The sequence below is a fragment of the Paenibacillus sp. 1781tsa1 genome (assembly GCF_024159265.1).
Classification (GTDB): domain Bacteria; phylum Bacillota; class Bacilli; order Paenibacillales; family Paenibacillaceae; genus Paenibacillus.
Genome location: NZ_JAMYWY010000001.1, coordinates 455,683 through 471,820 on the forward strand (window position 1 = coordinate 455,683; position 16,138 = coordinate 471,820).

General features: G+C 46.1%; 17 protein-coding genes. 12 read left to right on the forward strand and 5 right to left on the reverse strand.

Translation table 11 applies throughout. The features are described 5' to 3' along the window. Positions 1-250: 250 nt before the first annotated feature. On the reverse strand, positions 251-841 hold the full coding sequence (locus NKT06_RS02180) for a DUF5317 domain-containing protein (protein WP_253429396.1): 591 nt from the start codon (positions 839-841) through the stop codon (positions 251-253). Between the two features lie 242 nt (positions 842-1,083). After that, positions 1,084-2,505: a hypothetical protein gene (locus NKT06_RS02185; RefSeq protein ID WP_253429398.1), complete on the reverse strand. Its 1,422-nt coding sequence runs from the start codon at positions 2,503-2,505 to the stop codon at positions 1,084-1,086. Between the two features lie 277 nt (positions 2,506-2,782). Here NKT06_RS02185 and NKT06_RS02190 point away from each other — a divergent pair, with 277 nt between their 5' ends. From NKT06_RS02190 to NKT06_RS02215, 6 genes are all read left to right on the forward strand, one after another. Next, positions 2,783-3,814, forward strand: coding sequence for a BMP family lipoprotein (locus NKT06_RS02190; RefSeq protein WP_017691014.1), 1,032 nt, complete (start codon positions 2,783-2,785; stop codon positions 3,812-3,814). Between the two features lie 294 nt (positions 3,815-4,108). Beyond that, a complete protein-coding gene (locus NKT06_RS02195) occupies positions 4,109-5,608 on the forward strand; it encodes an ABC transporter ATP-binding protein (RefSeq protein WP_253429400.1) in 1,500 nt (499 codons plus the stop codon). After that, the gene (locus tag NKT06_RS02200) at positions 5,605-6,672 is read left to right on the forward strand and encodes an ABC transporter permease (RefSeq protein WP_253429402.1); all 1,068 of its coding nucleotides are present in this window, start codon (positions 5,605-5,607) and stop codon (positions 6,670-6,672) included. Before NKT06_RS02195 ends, NKT06_RS02200 begins: the two co-directional genes overlap by 4 nt. Next, the gene (locus NKT06_RS02205) at positions 6,656-7,579 is read left to right on the forward strand and encodes an ABC transporter permease (protein WP_076332630.1); all 924 of its coding nucleotides are present in this window, start codon (positions 6,656-6,658) and stop codon (positions 7,577-7,579) included. Before NKT06_RS02200 ends, NKT06_RS02205 begins: the two co-directional genes overlap by 17 nt. A gap of 46 nt (positions 7,580-7,625) precedes the next feature. Further along, positions 7,626-8,297 carry a sulfite oxidase-like oxidoreductase gene (locus tag NKT06_RS02210; RefSeq protein ID WP_253429404.1) on the forward strand — a complete coding sequence of 224 codons (672 nt, stop codon included), beginning with the start codon at positions 7,626-7,628 and terminating at the stop codon, positions 8,295-8,297. Position 8,298: 1 nt separating this feature from the next. Then, positions 8,299-9,057 carry a nucleoside phosphorylase gene (locus tag NKT06_RS02215; RefSeq protein ID WP_253429406.1) on the forward strand — a complete coding sequence of 253 codons (759 nt, stop codon included), beginning with the start codon at positions 8,299-8,301 and terminating at the stop codon, positions 9,055-9,057. A 436-nt stretch (positions 9,058-9,493) separates the two neighbouring features. On the opposite strand, the gene NKT06_RS02220 is transcribed toward NKT06_RS02215, so the two are convergent. The 3 genes from NKT06_RS02220 to NKT06_RS02230 form a co-directional block, all read right to left on the reverse strand. Next, complete coding sequence (locus NKT06_RS02220) at positions 9,494-10,171, reverse strand: hypothetical protein (RefSeq protein ID WP_133386949.1); 678 nt, start codon at positions 10,169-10,171, stop codon at positions 9,494-9,496. Positions 10,172-10,279: 108 nt separating this feature from the next. Further along, positions 10,280-10,798, reverse strand: a complete 519-nt coding sequence (locus NKT06_RS02225) for a hypothetical protein (RefSeq protein WP_105601542.1) — start codon at positions 10,796-10,798, stop codon at positions 10,280-10,282. Positions 10,799-11,087: 289 nt separating this feature from the next. Then, positions 11,088-11,273, reverse strand: a complete 186-nt coding sequence (locus NKT06_RS02230; RefSeq protein ID WP_076329734.1) for a hypothetical protein — start codon at positions 11,271-11,273, stop codon at positions 11,088-11,090. A gap of 135 nt (positions 11,274-11,408) precedes the next feature. On the opposite strand from NKT06_RS02230, the gene NKT06_RS02235 reads away from it, so the two are divergent. The 6 genes from NKT06_RS02235 (at position 11,409) to NKT06_RS02260 (ending at position 16,085) form a co-directional block, all read left to right on the forward strand. Beyond that, positions 11,409-11,696: a hypothetical protein gene (locus NKT06_RS02235; protein ID WP_101314873.1), complete on the forward strand. Its 288-nt coding sequence runs from the start codon at positions 11,409-11,411 to the stop codon at positions 11,694-11,696. A gap of 102 nt (positions 11,697-11,798) precedes the next feature. After that, a complete protein-coding gene (locus NKT06_RS02240; RefSeq protein WP_253429408.1) occupies positions 11,799-11,984 on the forward strand; it encodes a hypothetical protein in 186 nt (61 codons plus the stop codon). Positions 11,985-12,107: 123 nt separating this feature from the next. Beyond that, a complete protein-coding gene (locus tag NKT06_RS02245) occupies positions 12,108-12,596 on the forward strand; it encodes a GNAT family N-acetyltransferase (RefSeq protein WP_253429410.1) in 489 nt (162 codons plus the stop codon). Between the two features lie 167 nt (positions 12,597-12,763). After that, positions 12,764-13,120 carry a metal-sensitive transcriptional regulator gene (locus tag NKT06_RS02250; RefSeq protein ID WP_253442342.1) on the forward strand — a complete coding sequence of 119 codons (357 nt, stop codon included), beginning with the start codon at positions 12,764-12,766 and terminating at the stop codon, positions 13,118-13,120. Positions 13,121-13,178: 58 nt separating this feature from the next. Continuing rightward, positions 13,179-13,379: a copper ion binding protein gene (locus tag NKT06_RS02255; RefSeq protein WP_253429412.1), complete on the forward strand. Its 201-nt coding sequence runs from the start codon at positions 13,179-13,181 to the stop codon at positions 13,377-13,379. Positions 13,380-13,598: 219 nt separating this feature from the next. After that, a complete protein-coding gene (locus tag NKT06_RS02260) occupies positions 13,599-16,085 on the forward strand; it encodes a heavy metal translocating P-type ATPase (protein ID WP_301290256.1) in 2,487 nt (828 codons plus the stop codon). Positions 16,086-16,138: the final 53 nt, after the last annotated feature.

Sequence of the window (16,138 nt, forward strand, 5' to 3'; positions counted from 1 at the left end):
GGGGGTATATTATATAGATGTTTAACATACCAATTTGCCTGACAAAAATCCAGAAAGAAAAAACAGGCCGCTGGCAGCCTGTTTGTCTTGTTTGGCGGTATGGATACTAGCCGCCCAGCTTGTATCCCGAAGTTAATGCTACAACGACAGAAGCCACGATGATTGCGTTGATGACAATGCGGGAATATTTCACACCTTCAAATTTTTTCATGGAGAAGACCTCCCTTCCTTGGAGTCTACCTGATTCTCTTTAAGCCTGATAAGTTTTAGCAGGTTGCACAGCCTTTTTTTCCCGGTTCACCATCATGTACTGGATAAAAAGGAATATGCCAACGTTCATGACCACATCACCGATGCTGATAACTTGAGTTCGTGGATAAGGGCTGGAGAGTGGGATGATATCACCGAGAAAAGGCAGATTTGTAGATGCATCCATCATAAAATGCTTTGATACTGCTCCGCCTTCCCGGAGCATGTCTACATAATAGGGTCCCAATACAGCAGAGGCTTCCACAGAAACTGGCATGCGACCACCGTTGGCAGCCATCACGGCAAAATTGAGAAACACACCAATCCAGATGAGCATAAAACCGGTGTGGTGCCTATTGAGCCACAAAAATGCGAGTCCTGTAATGTAGACGGCAGCAAAGAGATAACCATTAATAGATGCCACCCATTCGAATCGTTCCTGCAGATAGAAAATAAAGAACTGGATTAGCAGCAGTACAGGGAAAATCCAGCCACTTCGCAACTTGAGTGCTGCAAACTGATGGAGCCCATGTCGCAGCCCGCCTCGAAAGAATCCAACAATCAAGCCGAGTAAAATACCGTCATATACCATGAGTAACTCCTGTTCGTGCGGAGATATGCAATGTGATTGCGTGTTTGTGTACATAATATGATTCGACCTGATATTGGTAATTCCTGCAAGAGAAAAATGATTTTTTAGAAGAAATTTGCAGAATGCTGAACAAAAAACCGTCTTTACGAATCAAGGGGTCGAAAACCCTGATGAATTCAGTAAAGACGGTTACTTATAATGGCAAAATACGAGCTTTAATACGGTTGGAAATGGAATTTATTTTATTCGGAACCACCGTTCAGATAGTTGAAGAAAGGCTGATCCACCCAGAAGTCATATGTTGTAATGTCCGCATCAGGAGCGAGTTTCAGGAAACCTTCCCGGATGGATTTGGCATTTTCCTTCAGAGAGAAGGACTGAGCATAGTAATTGCCAAGCGCGATCTTATTATTGGAAATGACCGGATAGCTGGCCAATGCCGTTGGTGAGTAATAAAGTGGTTGCCACCAGGAACTGAGAATCAATGGAGATGTACTGTCACTGTTCTTCTTGGCATATTTCAGAACAATATCATTGAAGCGGACTTTGTCTGCCACATTGTTGAACTCGAACTGAATATCATATTCCTTCGCAGAAGCAATATAGTTTCCGTTCTCAATCTGTGTCACTTTATAGTCTGGTGTTTCCTTCGGCTCGCCCCATTCCTTCAAATAAATGAAGGCAGATGTCTTCGGCTGGAATTGTACATCGGCGTCAATGCCTTCGCTACGAAGCAAACCAACCAACTGTACAGCATGTTGAATGTTATCGTGGCCGTATGTAAGTGTCAGTTCATCGATAAAGTTGGAATCAAAGCGGCTATCCTTCAGATTGTAACCTGTGACGAGATCATCTCGCAGGGCCTGATCCACAATCTTTCTCAGCTCAGGTGATTCGATCAGATCTGCTGTGCGATATGCGGCATATAGTTTGGAATAGATGTCCGCATCGCCAGAACGTCCAATCTCATGTTTGTATTTCCCTTGACTGACCAGTACGCGTCCAAGCAAAGTATTAGCGAAATCTTTACTTGCTACGCCACCCTTAAGAAGAGCGGGGTACAGATTTTCGGGAATCAGGCCTGTATCGATCGCGGCAGCCAGTTCTTGTGCGGCTTGTCCCTGAACACGGTTCGGGTTAATGCCAACTTTGGCAAGTGCTTTGGCCGTTTTCTCTGTGGGATATGTATAAGCGAGTTCCTTGAATCCGGCTGCTTTCACCGCGATGAAGATCGCCGCATAAGTGCTCAGTTGATCCTTGGCGCGTACTTCTGTACCCGTAAGAACCCCATTATTGTATAAGGATACGGCAGCATCATATGAAGAATCACCAGAAGACAGATCGGTAAAGACAGGGGCTTTGGCTTCAGTGGCACTTGCTTGAGTTGTTTCCGTGATGGCTGCAATGGCTTGAATGAAATCACCTTTGGTCATCTGTTGCGGCAATTGAATGTTGTATTTCGCTTGCAAGAATTGAGCAAAATCCGCTGCGCTTTCCGTGTAAGCAACTGGCGCCTGAGCTACCGGTCCTTTGACACTTTGTGAGGTGGTGGGTTTAGCCGGAGCTGCAGATGCTGCAGAAGCAGAAGTGGGCAAGCTAAGGCTGCCGAGTGTTACCGGAGCGGCGAGTAGGGCCGCCAACGTGATCTGGGTGATTTTTTTCAAATGAATAGCCTCCTTAAAATGGGTTGGAAAATGATCAGCTTTGGGTTATAATTCTGACAATTCCTATCAGAATAGAATAATTGGATTGACTTTAGCACGGAGACGCGCTGGATGTCAACGGAAAAAAAGCTTGCTATAAAGCGGTTTCCAAAGCTTGGTAGAAAGCAAATCATCAAATATATTCTAATTGAGTGTATACGCTCAAAGATTTATTGACAAGGATCGACAGTATCCGCTAGGATAAGAAAAAAGAATATTGAAAAGGGGTATTTTCAAAATGAAAAGAGGTTTATCGTTCGTCTTATCAATCATCATGTTGGCTATTTTGTTGGCAGCTTGTGGGAATTCGGCTTCCAAAGACGAACAATCCGCCCAAGGCAGTGATTCGGAGAAATCTCTTCGGATGGCCCTCGTACTTCCCGAAAAAATAGGGGTTAACCCTTTCTTTGTACAGATGGATGAAGGCTTCAAAAAAGCAGGCGAAGAATTCAAAGTAGACACCAAGACGATTGAATCGACAGACCCGGCAGCATTTGAACAAAATCTGCGTGCTGCGGTTGCCGAGAATTATGATCTGATTATTACAGCAACTTTCCAGGCAGAAGATGCATTGAAGAAAGTCGCTGCAGAAAATCCGGACAAGTCCTTTGCGATTGTAGATACAACCGTGGATCTGCCTAACGTACGTAGCGTTGGTTTCCGTGAATATGAAGGGGCGTACCTGCTCGGTGCAGCTGCTGGATTGTCCACCAAAACAGACAAAGTCGGCATGATCGCAGCAATGGACGTACCATTGATCAAGAAATATACAGAAGGTTTCAAAGCGGGATTGGAATCCGTGAATCCGGATGCAGAATTCCTCGTGAACTATGTAGGTGGATTTAATGACCCGGCCAAAGCAAAAGAATTGGCACTCGTACAATTCGGCAAAGGCGCTGACTTCATCGCTGGCGCATCCGCTGTAGGTGATCTTGGTGTGTTCGAAGCAGCAAAAGAAAAAGGCTTCTACACTTCAGGTCAGGATACGGACCGTACCGTTGAAGATCCGGAACATATCGTATTGTCTCAATTGAAATCAACCGATACGGTTGCTTATGAGACTGTAAAAGATTTTGTGGAAGGTAATTTCAAAGCAGGTGCAGTGAACTACGGCTTGAAAGAAGACGGTGTAGGCCTGACTTACGTTACACGTGATAGCGAATCCCCGCTGAATGCTTTTGTTGGACAAGAAGTGATCGACAAAGTGAAAGCAATCAAGGATGATATCGTATCCGGTAAAATCGTAGTCAAAGATCCATTGCAACAATAGTTTTGAATGTTCTTTACAATGAATGAGTGATGGAAATGATCAGCCGGCTGCCCGATCAGGCAGCCGGTTTTGCTGCTATTAAATGACCAGTATATGTTCAACTTATCGTTTACACGATAACGAAGAGGACAGAAATGACCTGAGGAAGCAACGCGTTCGCATTTATCACCGGATTTTCCCGTGTCAAAGGGGAATCAAAAAAATCAGGGGATAACGGCGATCGGAAGGTTGTTCTGTCATCGTAGTGGCGAGTGTAACCTTTTTAAGTTGAACTGAGGGGAGCGAACGCGAGATATGCTGTTGGAGATGGAGCACATTACGAAGAAATACGGCGGCTTCACCGCTAACCGTGACATCCGTTTTAATTTGCGTGAGGGAGAGATTCATGCCCTTGTGGGTGAGAACGGGGCCGGTAAAACAACCTTGATGCGTATGCTGTACGGTATGGAACAGCCTACGACAGGAACAATCAAAGTCCGTGGACGCGAAGTGAGCTTCGCTACGCCGTCCCATGCGATGGCAAGTGGCATCGGCATGGTGCACCAGCATTTCATGCTGTTCCCTTCCTTTACGGTGGCGGAGAACATCGTGATTGGGCGCGAACCGGCGAAGGCAGGTGCATTTGACCGTAAAAAAGCAGCGGCCCAGGTGAATGAGCTTGGCAGACAATATGGCATGCCGGTTGACCCGTGGAAAAAAGTGTCCGAGTGCCCGCTTGGCATGCAGCAGCGTGTTGAAATTCTCAAGGTGCTGCATCAGGGCGCAGACATCATTATATTGGATGAACCTTCGGCGGTACTGACACCGCTGGAAGTGAAGGAACTGCTGGCGAACATGAAATCACTCGCCAAGCTGGGCAAAACCTTTGTACTAATCACGCACAAGCTGCAAGAAGTCATGGATGTAGCTGACCGAATCACGGTGCTTCGGGATGGTCAGGTGACAGGTACGCTGGAAGCTAAGGATACACATGTGGAGGAATTGTCCCGACTGATGGTTGGTCGTGAACTTGTGCGTATGGACAAGCAGCCATCGGTTCCTGCCGAAGCAGTGCTTCAGGTGGAAGGGGTCAATCTGTCCGGAGCGAAGGATCGTTCGGCGCTCAAGGAGATCCATATGGAGGTTCGTAAAGGTGAGGTCGTTGGCATAGCAGGCATCTCAGGTAACGGCCAGTCTGAATTGATTCAAGTGATTGCGGGTCTGCGTAAGGCGGACAGTGGTCGTGTTTTGCTCTCCGGGCAGGATACAACCAATTGGCCTGTACGGCGCATTCGGGAGCATGGACTTGCTCATATCCCGGAAGATCGTTATATGTGGGGAGCGGCTAAGGATGCGAGTGTTCGCGAGAACGGGCTGATGGGACATCATCATCGCTTGCAGTCACGGGGCATTATCAAAGCTAAAGCAGCAAAAACGATGGTAGAGAGCTGGATCAAACAGTTCAGCATCAAGACGGGTTCTGCGGAGACCAAGGCACAGTTTCTGTCCGGGGGTAATTTGCAGAAGCTGATTGCCGCTCGTGAATTCGCACAGGATACACCGTTTCTGATTGCAGCCGAACCGACTCGTGGTGTGGATATCGGAGCAATGGAGACGATTCATGCCGAATTGCTACGCAAACGTAGTGAAGGTGCGGGTATTCTGCTCATTTCATCGGAGTTGTCGGAGATTTTGCAATTATCTGATCGGATTATTGTCATGTATGAAGGTGAAATTGCCGGAGAACTGAGAGCAGAAGAAGCAACTGAGGAACAGATCAGCTTGTTAATGGCAGGAGGGAAAGAGCGGATATGAATCGGGTAAAAGAAACACTTCGCGGACTCGTACAGCCGCTGCTTGCCGTATTCATCGGTCTGATTGCAGGGGCTGTGGCGATTCTGATTGTTGGCGGTAATGTGGTGGATACGTATGCGGAGATGTGGAAAGGGGCCTTCGGCAACTTCTACTTCTTCACCAATACGTTGGCTCGTTCCACACCGATCATCTTGGCGGGACTTGGCGTAGCCTTGGCATTCCGTGCCGGATTTTTCAATATGGGAGCCGAAGGCCAGATGATTCTTGGCGGACTCAGTGCCGCGCTCACGGCGCTTTATCTGCCAGGTCCGGGCTGGTTCGTGTGTATTGCTGCGATTGTAGCAGGTATTATTGCCGGGGGACTCTGGTCTCTGTTTGCAGGTTGGCTGGATGCTCGTTTCGGCATGAATCTATTGATCACAACCTTACTACTTAACTATATTGCCATTTATTTTGGCGGATACATGGTCTCCTACCCATTCAAGGATCGGACTGGATCAGCAGCGATGGCTCAGACACCCATGATTGATCAGAGTATCTGGTTGCCGAAATTGTTCCAAGGCATGGGACTGCATGCCGGCTTCATCATTGCTATTGTCGCAGCTATTCTGATCTACTGGTTCACTCACAAAACGGTGACGGGTTACGAGATCCGCATGCTCGGCAGCAACCCGTCCTTTGCAACCTACGGCGGTGTTCGCCGCATTCGCATGATGATGCTGTCCATGGTCATTAGTGGTGGGCTTGCTGGACTGGCAGGTGCGGGGGAAGTGCTCGGTACACAGTACCGTTTCCTTGATGGCTCGTTGTCATCGGCAAGTTATGCATGGAGCGGCATTATGGCCACGCTGCTTGCCCGTTCGCATCCACTTGGTACAGCTGTGGCAGCCATTTTGCTCGCTGCGTTACAGACAGGTGCCATGGGGATGGAGCGGAATACGGATGTGCCGCTGGAAGTCGGCAGTGTCATCCAGGCTGTATTGACGTTATTTGTATCAGCTCAGATCGGTTATTCATTCCTGAAGCGGAGAAAGGAGAAAAAGTCCAATGCAACAACTGTTTGATGCAGCCATGTTTGGCTCAACCTTGCGGATTATGACTCCAATCCTGCTTGCAGCGCTCGGTGGGGCTTTATGTTCCCGTGTCGGTCTGTTCAACGTGGGTCTCGAGGGACTGGTTTTGATCGGTGCGTTCTCCGCCATTGTCGGTAATTATCTGTTTGGCAATGTGCTGTTGGCTGTACTCTTTTCCATTATTATTGTGATGTTATTCTCGGCGCTCTTTGCCTTTATAAGCATTAATCTCAAGGCTAACGCCATCGTGGTCGGGATCTCGCTGAATTTTCTGGCTGCGGGGGTGACGACCTTTGCACTGCGTGCGATTTTTGATGTAAAAGGTGCATACTACGACAAAGACATGGTGGGACTTCCCAAGTGGGATATTCCGCTAATCAAGGACATCCCGTGGGTGGGCGATGTATTATCGGGACATAGTCCATTGGTCTACCTCGGTATTGTGCTCGTGATTGGACTGCAATTCTATCTGTTCAAAAGTGTATCCGGATTCCGCCTGCGCTCCGTCGGGGAGAACCCGATTGCAGCACAGAGCATTGGGATTAAGGTGCGGGGCATCCAGTATGGTGCCGTTCTGATGTGCGGCGTATTGTGTGCTCTGGCTGGCGCGCAGTTGTCGCTTGGTCAGGTGACGATGTTTACCGAAGGTATGACTGCTGGTCGTGGCTTTATCGCGCTGGTGGCAACGATGCTGGGGCAAGCGAATCCGCTTGGCGTCATGGGCTCCAGTGTTCTGTTTGGCTTCATGGAAGCATTGAGTATTCGTCTGCAAGGATTCTCCCTGCCAACGCATTTCACGTTGATGCTGCCGTATATTGTGACGCTGGTCGCGATGTTCTTTTTCAAAGACCGTACCTATGCACAGGACGCACTGAAAGCGGGCGGAAGCTCGCGTTAATTCTGAATGTCTATGTTAGAGACAGTAAAAGAAGGAGGAATTCCACATGCATAACAAGGCTGAACGTTTGAAAAAAGGAAAAACTCCGGCACCCAAAACAGGTAACGATCACGGAGATCGGCTGCCGCCAGGACAGATGCTGACGGAGAAATTCCCGATTCTGCATGAAGGGGAAGTGCCGGAATATGACCTGTCCACCTGGGACTTGAAGGTATTCGGCGAAGTGGAGGAAGAGAAGGTGTTCTCCCTGGCTGAGTTGCAGGCGATGCCTCAGGTGAACACGGTGAGTGATATTCACTGTGTTACCCGTTGGTCGAAATTCGATACGCCGTGGGAAGGTATACGCTTTTCCGATTTTGTGAAACTTCTGGGGGTTAAGCCAGAGGCAAAATACGTCATGATCCATGCCGATCATGATTATGAAACAAATGTACCGCTCGAAGAATTGATGCATGATGACGTATTGCTTGCATTCAAATATAACGGTGAGCCACTTACTCCCAAGCATGGTTTTCCCCTGCGTATGGTTGTGCCACAACTTTACTTCTGGAAGAGTGCCAAGTGGATACGTGGTCTGGAGTTTATGACCGAAGACCGTAACGGCTTCTGGGAAGTGAATGGGTTCCACCATTTTGCCGATCCGTTCAAGGAACAACGCTTCTCGGGTGAAGATCTGCCGATTCCGGAAGACGAGTGGACGAAGAAGGAGTTTGATTGATATGTTGATGCCTATTTTGCAGATTCATTCGGAAGACATGCCGGCATACGCCATCGTCTGTGGTGATCCGGCACGTGCGGAGAAGATTTCCCGGAAGCTGGAGCAGGCGAGAGAACTGGCGTTCAGTCGGGAGTATCGCACGTTTGTTGGTTTGTACGAAGGGGTACAGATCGCTGTGGTCAGCCATGGTGTGGGTTCACCTGGAGCAGCTGTCTGCTTCGAGGAATTGATTCGCGCGGGTGTAACAACTCTGATTCGTGTAGGTACAGCGGGATCGTATACAGCCGATTATCCAGCAGGCAGCGTGATTGTGAGTACAGCCGCTGTTCGTACGGATGGGTTAACTCGCCAACTGGTGCCGGATGGTTTCCCTGCGGTAGCGGACCTTGGGGTGACACAAGCGTTGATCGAAGCTGCTCGTGAGCAAGAAAGCGCGGATGCTGCAACATTTGCAGGCAAAGTGGGCGTTGGTATCACCGTAACGCTGGATGCGTTCTTTGCAGGCGTGGAAGAGATTCCACACCGCAAGTATAAGCAGGCTGGAGCACTTGCGGCTGAGATGGAAATTGCGGCACTCTACATCGTCAGCACCTTGCGTGGGGCTCGCGCCGGAGCCATTGTCGCGATCGATGGATTCGCGGACAGTGATCTGGCAGCCGAGTATGATCCGCATACGGACGCGGTTGGACAAGCGGTAGAGCGTGAGATTAATGCAGCGCTACGTGCGCTAGTCACGCTTGCGCGCCAGGATATGCAGTAAGGTTAAACCTCGACTTTGGTGTATTTGTGGATTCAAAGAGATATGGAATTTGTAAGACGAATGGATTAACAAAAAATCCAGATTTCCTTCAAAAGGATTCTGGATTTTTTCGCTAGCAATCGAAGCATGAATAATGTAAGGTGACTGATCTATGATGTAAGCTCTCAGTAAGATTGTTTAGTTGAGCTTAAATAAAATGCGATATTACACAGCCGCAGTAAATTTTGTATTGTTAAAAATTAACTACCTGATGTCCAATTGTGCCAGAATTTGCAACAAAAAAAGGACCTCATTTTCCAGCTGAATGTGAAAAATGAGATCTTTTTTGAGCTTAAAGACACTCCCTAGTGTCATTAGCAGGAATGATTGAACACTTCAACATTTAATATATGAATTCTTGATCGTAGCCATGTTAATTACAGTTACCATCGTTACATTAAGAAAAAGAAATGTATCGAATTACATTTGTATTCTTATCAACTGAGAGCTTAATTTGATTGCACACATTAGCAAACAATCGGATACTAACTTTATCTTTTATGAAATCGTTGAATTCCCAATTATCGACCCATAATACGAATTCCTGTCCTGCTAGAATGAAAGTTTCTTTAATATTGTTCCAAAATTCATTCAGTTCCTTGGCTTGTAATTTATCAATCAAATCTAAATTGATTAGATATTCTTCAACCTCTACATTATGAAAATCATCTCCTACATTGCCATTAGGAAATAAATCATATATTATTTCACTACACTTTTTTGCTTTATAAAGTTCTAAAAAACGATCCAAATAAACTTTTTTTATATTTTGAAAATAATATGATACCTGGGAACTATTCTCCAATTTTTTTACATTTTCAAAATATTGAACCAGTTGCATTATTTGATTTCCTTCTGAACTTTTATCTGTAGGAATATTTAAGAGTCCTTGTGGATCTACAAATACAAATGGGGAAATAAATAATTGTTCAAATAAATTGAAATGTAAATCTTGAATATCAGATCCATCAGAAGACGTATCTACTTTGATATACCTATTCCTTTTCCTAGCTAGGGTGTCAGGATAGTTCGCGACATCATCATCTTTAATCTCAAGTTTTTCAAATAAATTCAAGGTGTTTCCTCCCAGATCTTTATTTATGCATTTTATATCATTACTATTCGGAAAACAAAATGTCGAGACACCGGAAGGTATTCTCGACATTTTGTTACACTCAGAAACTTATTTTGTTGTAAAATATGCGTTTCCTGTAGTAATAACTTTTAAAACTCCCTTGGTAGTAGTGACAGAACCAGTTAAAGTTACTGCATGTTGACCTGGTTTAGTAAAAATGCGATCATCTTGATTTTGTTCAAAATTCTTAGTTTGGAAAGTTGAATACTTAAATGGTGTTCTCACTAAATCAGAATACGCTAACTCTAAATCTACTCTAGTAATTTTAGCCTGTGGAGTTGTTATATATACGCTCCAGTCCACAAACACATGATTACCGTTCTCTACTTCAGCTACTACATCAGCGTAACCATCAAGTGGCTTCACAGCCATAGTCGTTATAGATCCATCATTAGCCTGGGCTTGTTCACTAGGTATAAATGTCAATGGGATTCTAATTGAGACAATATTAGACTCTGACTGATCTGCAGTATTATTTACCAATTCAGAGGCATAAATACTTGATGGACCAACTAACAACACTACCATGGTCATAACAACTAAAAATAATTTCTTGAGATTCTTCACTTTTACATCTCCCTATTATTAATTTCCTTAATAAGGATAACATTGAAAAACAAGGAATTCATATGATGCAAAAGTCATATAGTATCGACAAATAATGGAGTTTTTTGTCGAATCACTTTTAACTTCTCTGGAAAACGTTCGATTTTCCTTGAATCCCTCCATACCAGAGTTGGAATACAAAGTAGAGGAAATCATTTTGGATAAACAGGTTGATTTCGATTAACAGAGAACAGGATATATCATGAAAAATGACGTATGGATGATGCGCATGTACTAAGGGCGCAAAAATCTATACGTCATTATGTGTATCTGGAGAAATAACACCTTGTTCTTTCTCGAATTCTTCAATATGTTGTTCGATAAGATACTCAATCTGCATTGCAATAGATCGTTTGTTTTTGTCCGCAATCACTTTAATTTTCTCAAAATTCTTTTCTCGCAGCCTAAGTGTAAAGACTCTTTTATCTGTAGCCATGAAATAAAATCTCCTCAAAAAGTAATGTTCATATTGTATCATTACAAAATACTTCAATATACAATCATATTGACATCTAAGTGATGTCACTCTAATATTTATATTCATAGTGACGTCACTTTTTTGGAGGGGAACATGGAGGACTTCGAAGAAATATTTAACCAGTTCAAAGCTCTTCGTATGGAGAGTATCGGAAATCTTGTGATTTATAATTCAAAAGAATATAAAAGATTGAGTCAAGAAAGTGATCGTTTGTTTATGGAGCTATGTGAATATGTTAAGCCAGAGGGGATGGCTTTATTTTTGGACTATTGTAATGTAATAACCCTTCTTCAGGGTACAGCAGAGTCAGTAATGTACGAGCAAGGGTTTAGAGATGGATTTAGCCTAATAAAGTTAATGTTTAATTCAAATAACACATAACTTGGGGGACGGCCTGATCCTCAAAGAGAATGATAATGCAGAAAGTGGGCACGTTATATAAAGGAACATCAACCATGAATACGAAAAAGGGAGGACTCTACGATGACACAGAACAATCAACCTCAGGACGAGGCGGAAATTCGCAACAAGTTGGATGAAGATGGGGATTCCTTGATGGAGAAAAAGAAGATTCTAAGCGGAGTAGACATTGAGCCGCAGGCGGACGAATGGGCGGCGAAGCCATCACCTGTTGCTTTTAATGAAGGAAATGCTTCTACGAAAAAATAAACAACATGAGCATTCTATGGGCTTGATGGAATGAAGATAAATTTAGCGAAGCAGGTACCCTTATGGTATCTGCTTTTTGGTTGTATAATAATGTAAAATTCAGCGGATGAAAGAGTGATGGGGATGAGTGCGGGTACGATTAACATCAGAAAGGCAGAAATGAGGGACTACTCTGGTGTGTCATTATTGATGGATGAGCTGCACCAGATGCATGTTGAGGCGCGGCCGGATCTATACAGAGTGTTAGAGACCAGAATGGAGGAGAAGGAGTTCACCGAACTACTGGAAACGGACAAGCGTTACCTGTATGTTGCCGAGTCTTTAGAACCGGGCTTGATTCTGGGTTACGGGAGTGCGCAGTTAAGTGTCATTCAGGATAACCCATTGATGGTAGATCGCAAGATGCTGTACATCCATGAACTTGTGGTGGATACCAAGCATCGGGGCCAAGGAACGGGCAAACAGTTAATACAGGCATTCATCGAGCTAGGAAGAGAGCTTCAGGCAGACAGCGTGGAATTATCCGTGTCGACTTTTAACTCGGGTGCACAGGCTTTCTATGAACAGATGGGTCTGGTCGTTCGCAGCAGCAGGATGGAATATACCTTGTAAGATGCACTGCTCTTTATAATTCGAACAAGCAATCATCTATTTTTAACAAAATATCAAAATGAACTTGAATACCCCCATGGGGTATGTTACTCTTAGAAAAGAACGAAAGAAAAGGGGTGTTCATGATGGATCATCAGAGCCATCCCGAGGAACCTTTGCAATCCTCCATGTCCGATTCAACGGATGCTTCGGCTACAGTTCAAGAAGCAGTATCCTGTCATGCCGAAGGCAGTGATGGGAAGCATGTGCGCAAGAGTCACCATTCGCAGGAGATGAAGAGTAACCTGGTTTCTCGTTTGAACCGTGTGGAAGGTCAGATTCGCGGGATCAAGGGATTGATCGAGAAGGATACGTACTGTGATGATGTGCTGACTCAGATCGCGGCGGCTCAGTCTGCTCTTAATTCAGTAGGCAAACTTTTGCTTGAAGGCCATATGAAGAGCTGTATCGTTGAGCGTATTCAGGCTGGTGAACATGAGGTTGTCGATGAACTGCTGGTTACGATGCGGAAGTTAATGAAGTAAGCAAATGTATTTACCTAATTAAGTTATCATTTTAATATACCCCAAGGAGGAATTTTGAATGTCTAATGTTACGTTGAACGTTACGGGAATGTCTTGCAATCACTGTGTGAAGTCGGTTGAAGAGGCTGTGAAGAATGCTGGGGCGAGTGGTCACGTGGATCTGGCAGCGGGAACGGTAGCTGTGGAATATGATGAGCAGACAGTGAACGTGGATCAGATCAAAGCTGCGATTGAAGATCAGGGATACGATGTAGTCTAACGGTATTACAGGCTTAAACCGAACATGCTCATGGGTAAAAAGAGGTCAGTGGCTTTTTTTCCTACGAGTCAGGTTTAAGCCTAATTTTCTGTCTGATACATACCCCTTGGGGGTATAATTAATTGAAACAATACAATAATTTGAATCGACATGAAAGGAGCTGACATGATGGATAACTCAACGAATAAACCAATGGATAGATCATCCGAACCCACACCAATGCCACCTATGGCAGAAGTACCAGGACTGAAGACAACACTGCATATCACGGGCATGACGTGTGCCGCATGTTCGACACGAGTGGAGAAGGGCTTGTCCCGCATGGAAGGTGTGCATCAGGCTAATGTGAACCTTGCGATTGAACAGGCAACCGTCTCTTATGATCCGAAGACAACCAACGTGAATGCATTGCGGGATAAAGTAGAGGCACTTGGCTACGGTACGGTGTCCGAATCAGTTGATCTGAACATCACCGGTATGACGTGTGCTGCCTGTTCCGCACGGATTGAAAAAGGTCTTTCCCGACTACCCGGGGTATCTCAGGCGAATGTGAATCTGGCGCTGGAGACAGGGCATATCGAATATGCCGCGGGCTCATTGAAACCTTCGGATATTACTGCCAAGATCAAGCAGATGGGCTATGGTGCTGAACTCCAATTGACCCAAGAAGAGACCACATCTGTTCGTGAACGTGAGCTGCAACGCAAAAAGTGGAAATGGATGATATCGGCATTGTTATCGATTCCTTTGCTGTGGGCAATGGTTGGGCATTTCTCGTTCACATCCGGAATCTATGTACCCGAGCTGTTCATGAACCCTTGGTTCCAACTGCTGCTGGCAACACCGGTACAGTTCGTGATTGGGTGGCAGTTCTATATAGGAGCGTACAAAGCACTTCGCAACCGCAGCGCGAATATGGATGTTCTTGTCGCACTGGGTACCAGCGCAGCGTTTTTCTATAGTCTGTATCTGACGTTATCCAGTGGGTACTTGCCTTTTGCGTCGGTGGATCATGGTGCAATGGGAACGGGCACAGCCGCCATGCCTTCGGTAGAACTCTATTATGAGACAAGTGCAATTCTGATTACGTTAATTCTACTGGGAAAATGGTTGGAAGCTGTGGCGAAAGGTCGCTCTTCACAGGCGATCAAAAGCCTGATTGAACTGGCTCCACGTGAAGCTCGTGTCATTCGGGACGGACAGGAAGTGTTGGTTCCTGCTGCATATGTTGCGGTGGGCGAACTGATCCTGGTGAAGCCGGGGGATAGCATTCCGGTGGATGGCATCGTTGAAGAAGGGCAATCCTCAGTAGATGAATCCATGCTAAGTGGAGAGAGCCTTCCCGTGGATAAAAAACCAGGAGATCCCGTTACAGGTGCTACGTTGAACAAAAACGGGGTATTACGACTTCGTGCGACACGAGTAGGCTCGGACACGGCTTTGTCCCAGATTATCAAAGTAGTTGAGCAAGCACAGGGCTCCAAAGCGCCGATTCAGCGGATTGCAGATGTTATATCAGGCATATTTGTTCCGATTGTCGTCGGCATAGCTGCATTGACATTCTTGATTTGGTATCTGTTTGCAAGTCCGGGTGACTTCGCTGGTTCCCTTGAAAAAGCGATTGCCGTGCTCGTCATTGCCTGTCCATGTGCACTGGGGCTGGCCACGCCGACCTCAATCATGGCTGGATCAGGCCGTGCTGCTGAGTACGGCATTCTGTTCAAAGGCGGCGAACATCTGGAGTCCGCACAACAGATTCAGAACGTGGTGCTCGACAAAACAGGTACAGTGACTCAAGGTAAACCCGTGCTTACCGATGTTATCACGGCTCCGAATTGGACGGAATCCGATCTGCTTGAGCGTGTGGGAGCGGCTGAACAGAGTTCCGAGCATCCGCTGGCAGAGGCGATTGTTGCGGGTATCCGTGCCAAAGGCCTGGAGCTGACCCCAACAGAGAAGTTCGAGAACATACCGGGATACGGCGTGCGAGCATCATTAAAAGGGCAGGAAATTCTGGTCGGCACACGGCGGTTGCTTGCGGATGAACAGGTGAATGTCTCTGAGGAAACCGTTCAGCAGATGAACCGTCTGGAAGAGCAGGGACGTACAGCGATGCTGGTAGCGGTGGATGGTCAGTGGGCAGGGATCGTGGCTGTGGCTGATACCATCAAGGATACTTCTCGTGAAGCCATCGGTCGTCTTCAAGCGATGGGGATCGATGTCATTATGATCACGGGAGACAATGAGCGGACTGCTCGCGCTGTAGCAGAACAGGCAGGGATCGGTAAAGTTTTGGCTGAGGTTCTGCCGGAAGGCAAAGCAACGGAAGTGAAGAAACTTCAGGAGAGTGGCCTGAAAGTTGCGATGGTAGGTGACGGCATTAATGATGCTCCGGCACTTGCTACTGCTGATATTGGGATGGCCATCGGAACAGGAACGGATGTAGCGATGGAAGCGGCGGATATTACCTTGATGCGTGGTGATCTGAACAGCATTGCAGATGCGATTGAGATGAGCCGGCGCACGATGGGTAACATCAAACAAAACTTATTCTGGGCACTCGGATACAACGTTATTGGTATTCCCATTGCGGCAGTTGGCTTCCTGGCCCCATGGCTGGCAGGGGCGGCGATGGCGTTCAGCTCCGTGTCGGTTGTACTGAATTCCCTGCGTTTGCAACGCATGAAGCTGAAGAGGAATGATTGATTGATCTTTGTTTACAGATATATTCAAAGCCTCATTGTATTAAAGTGAGGATA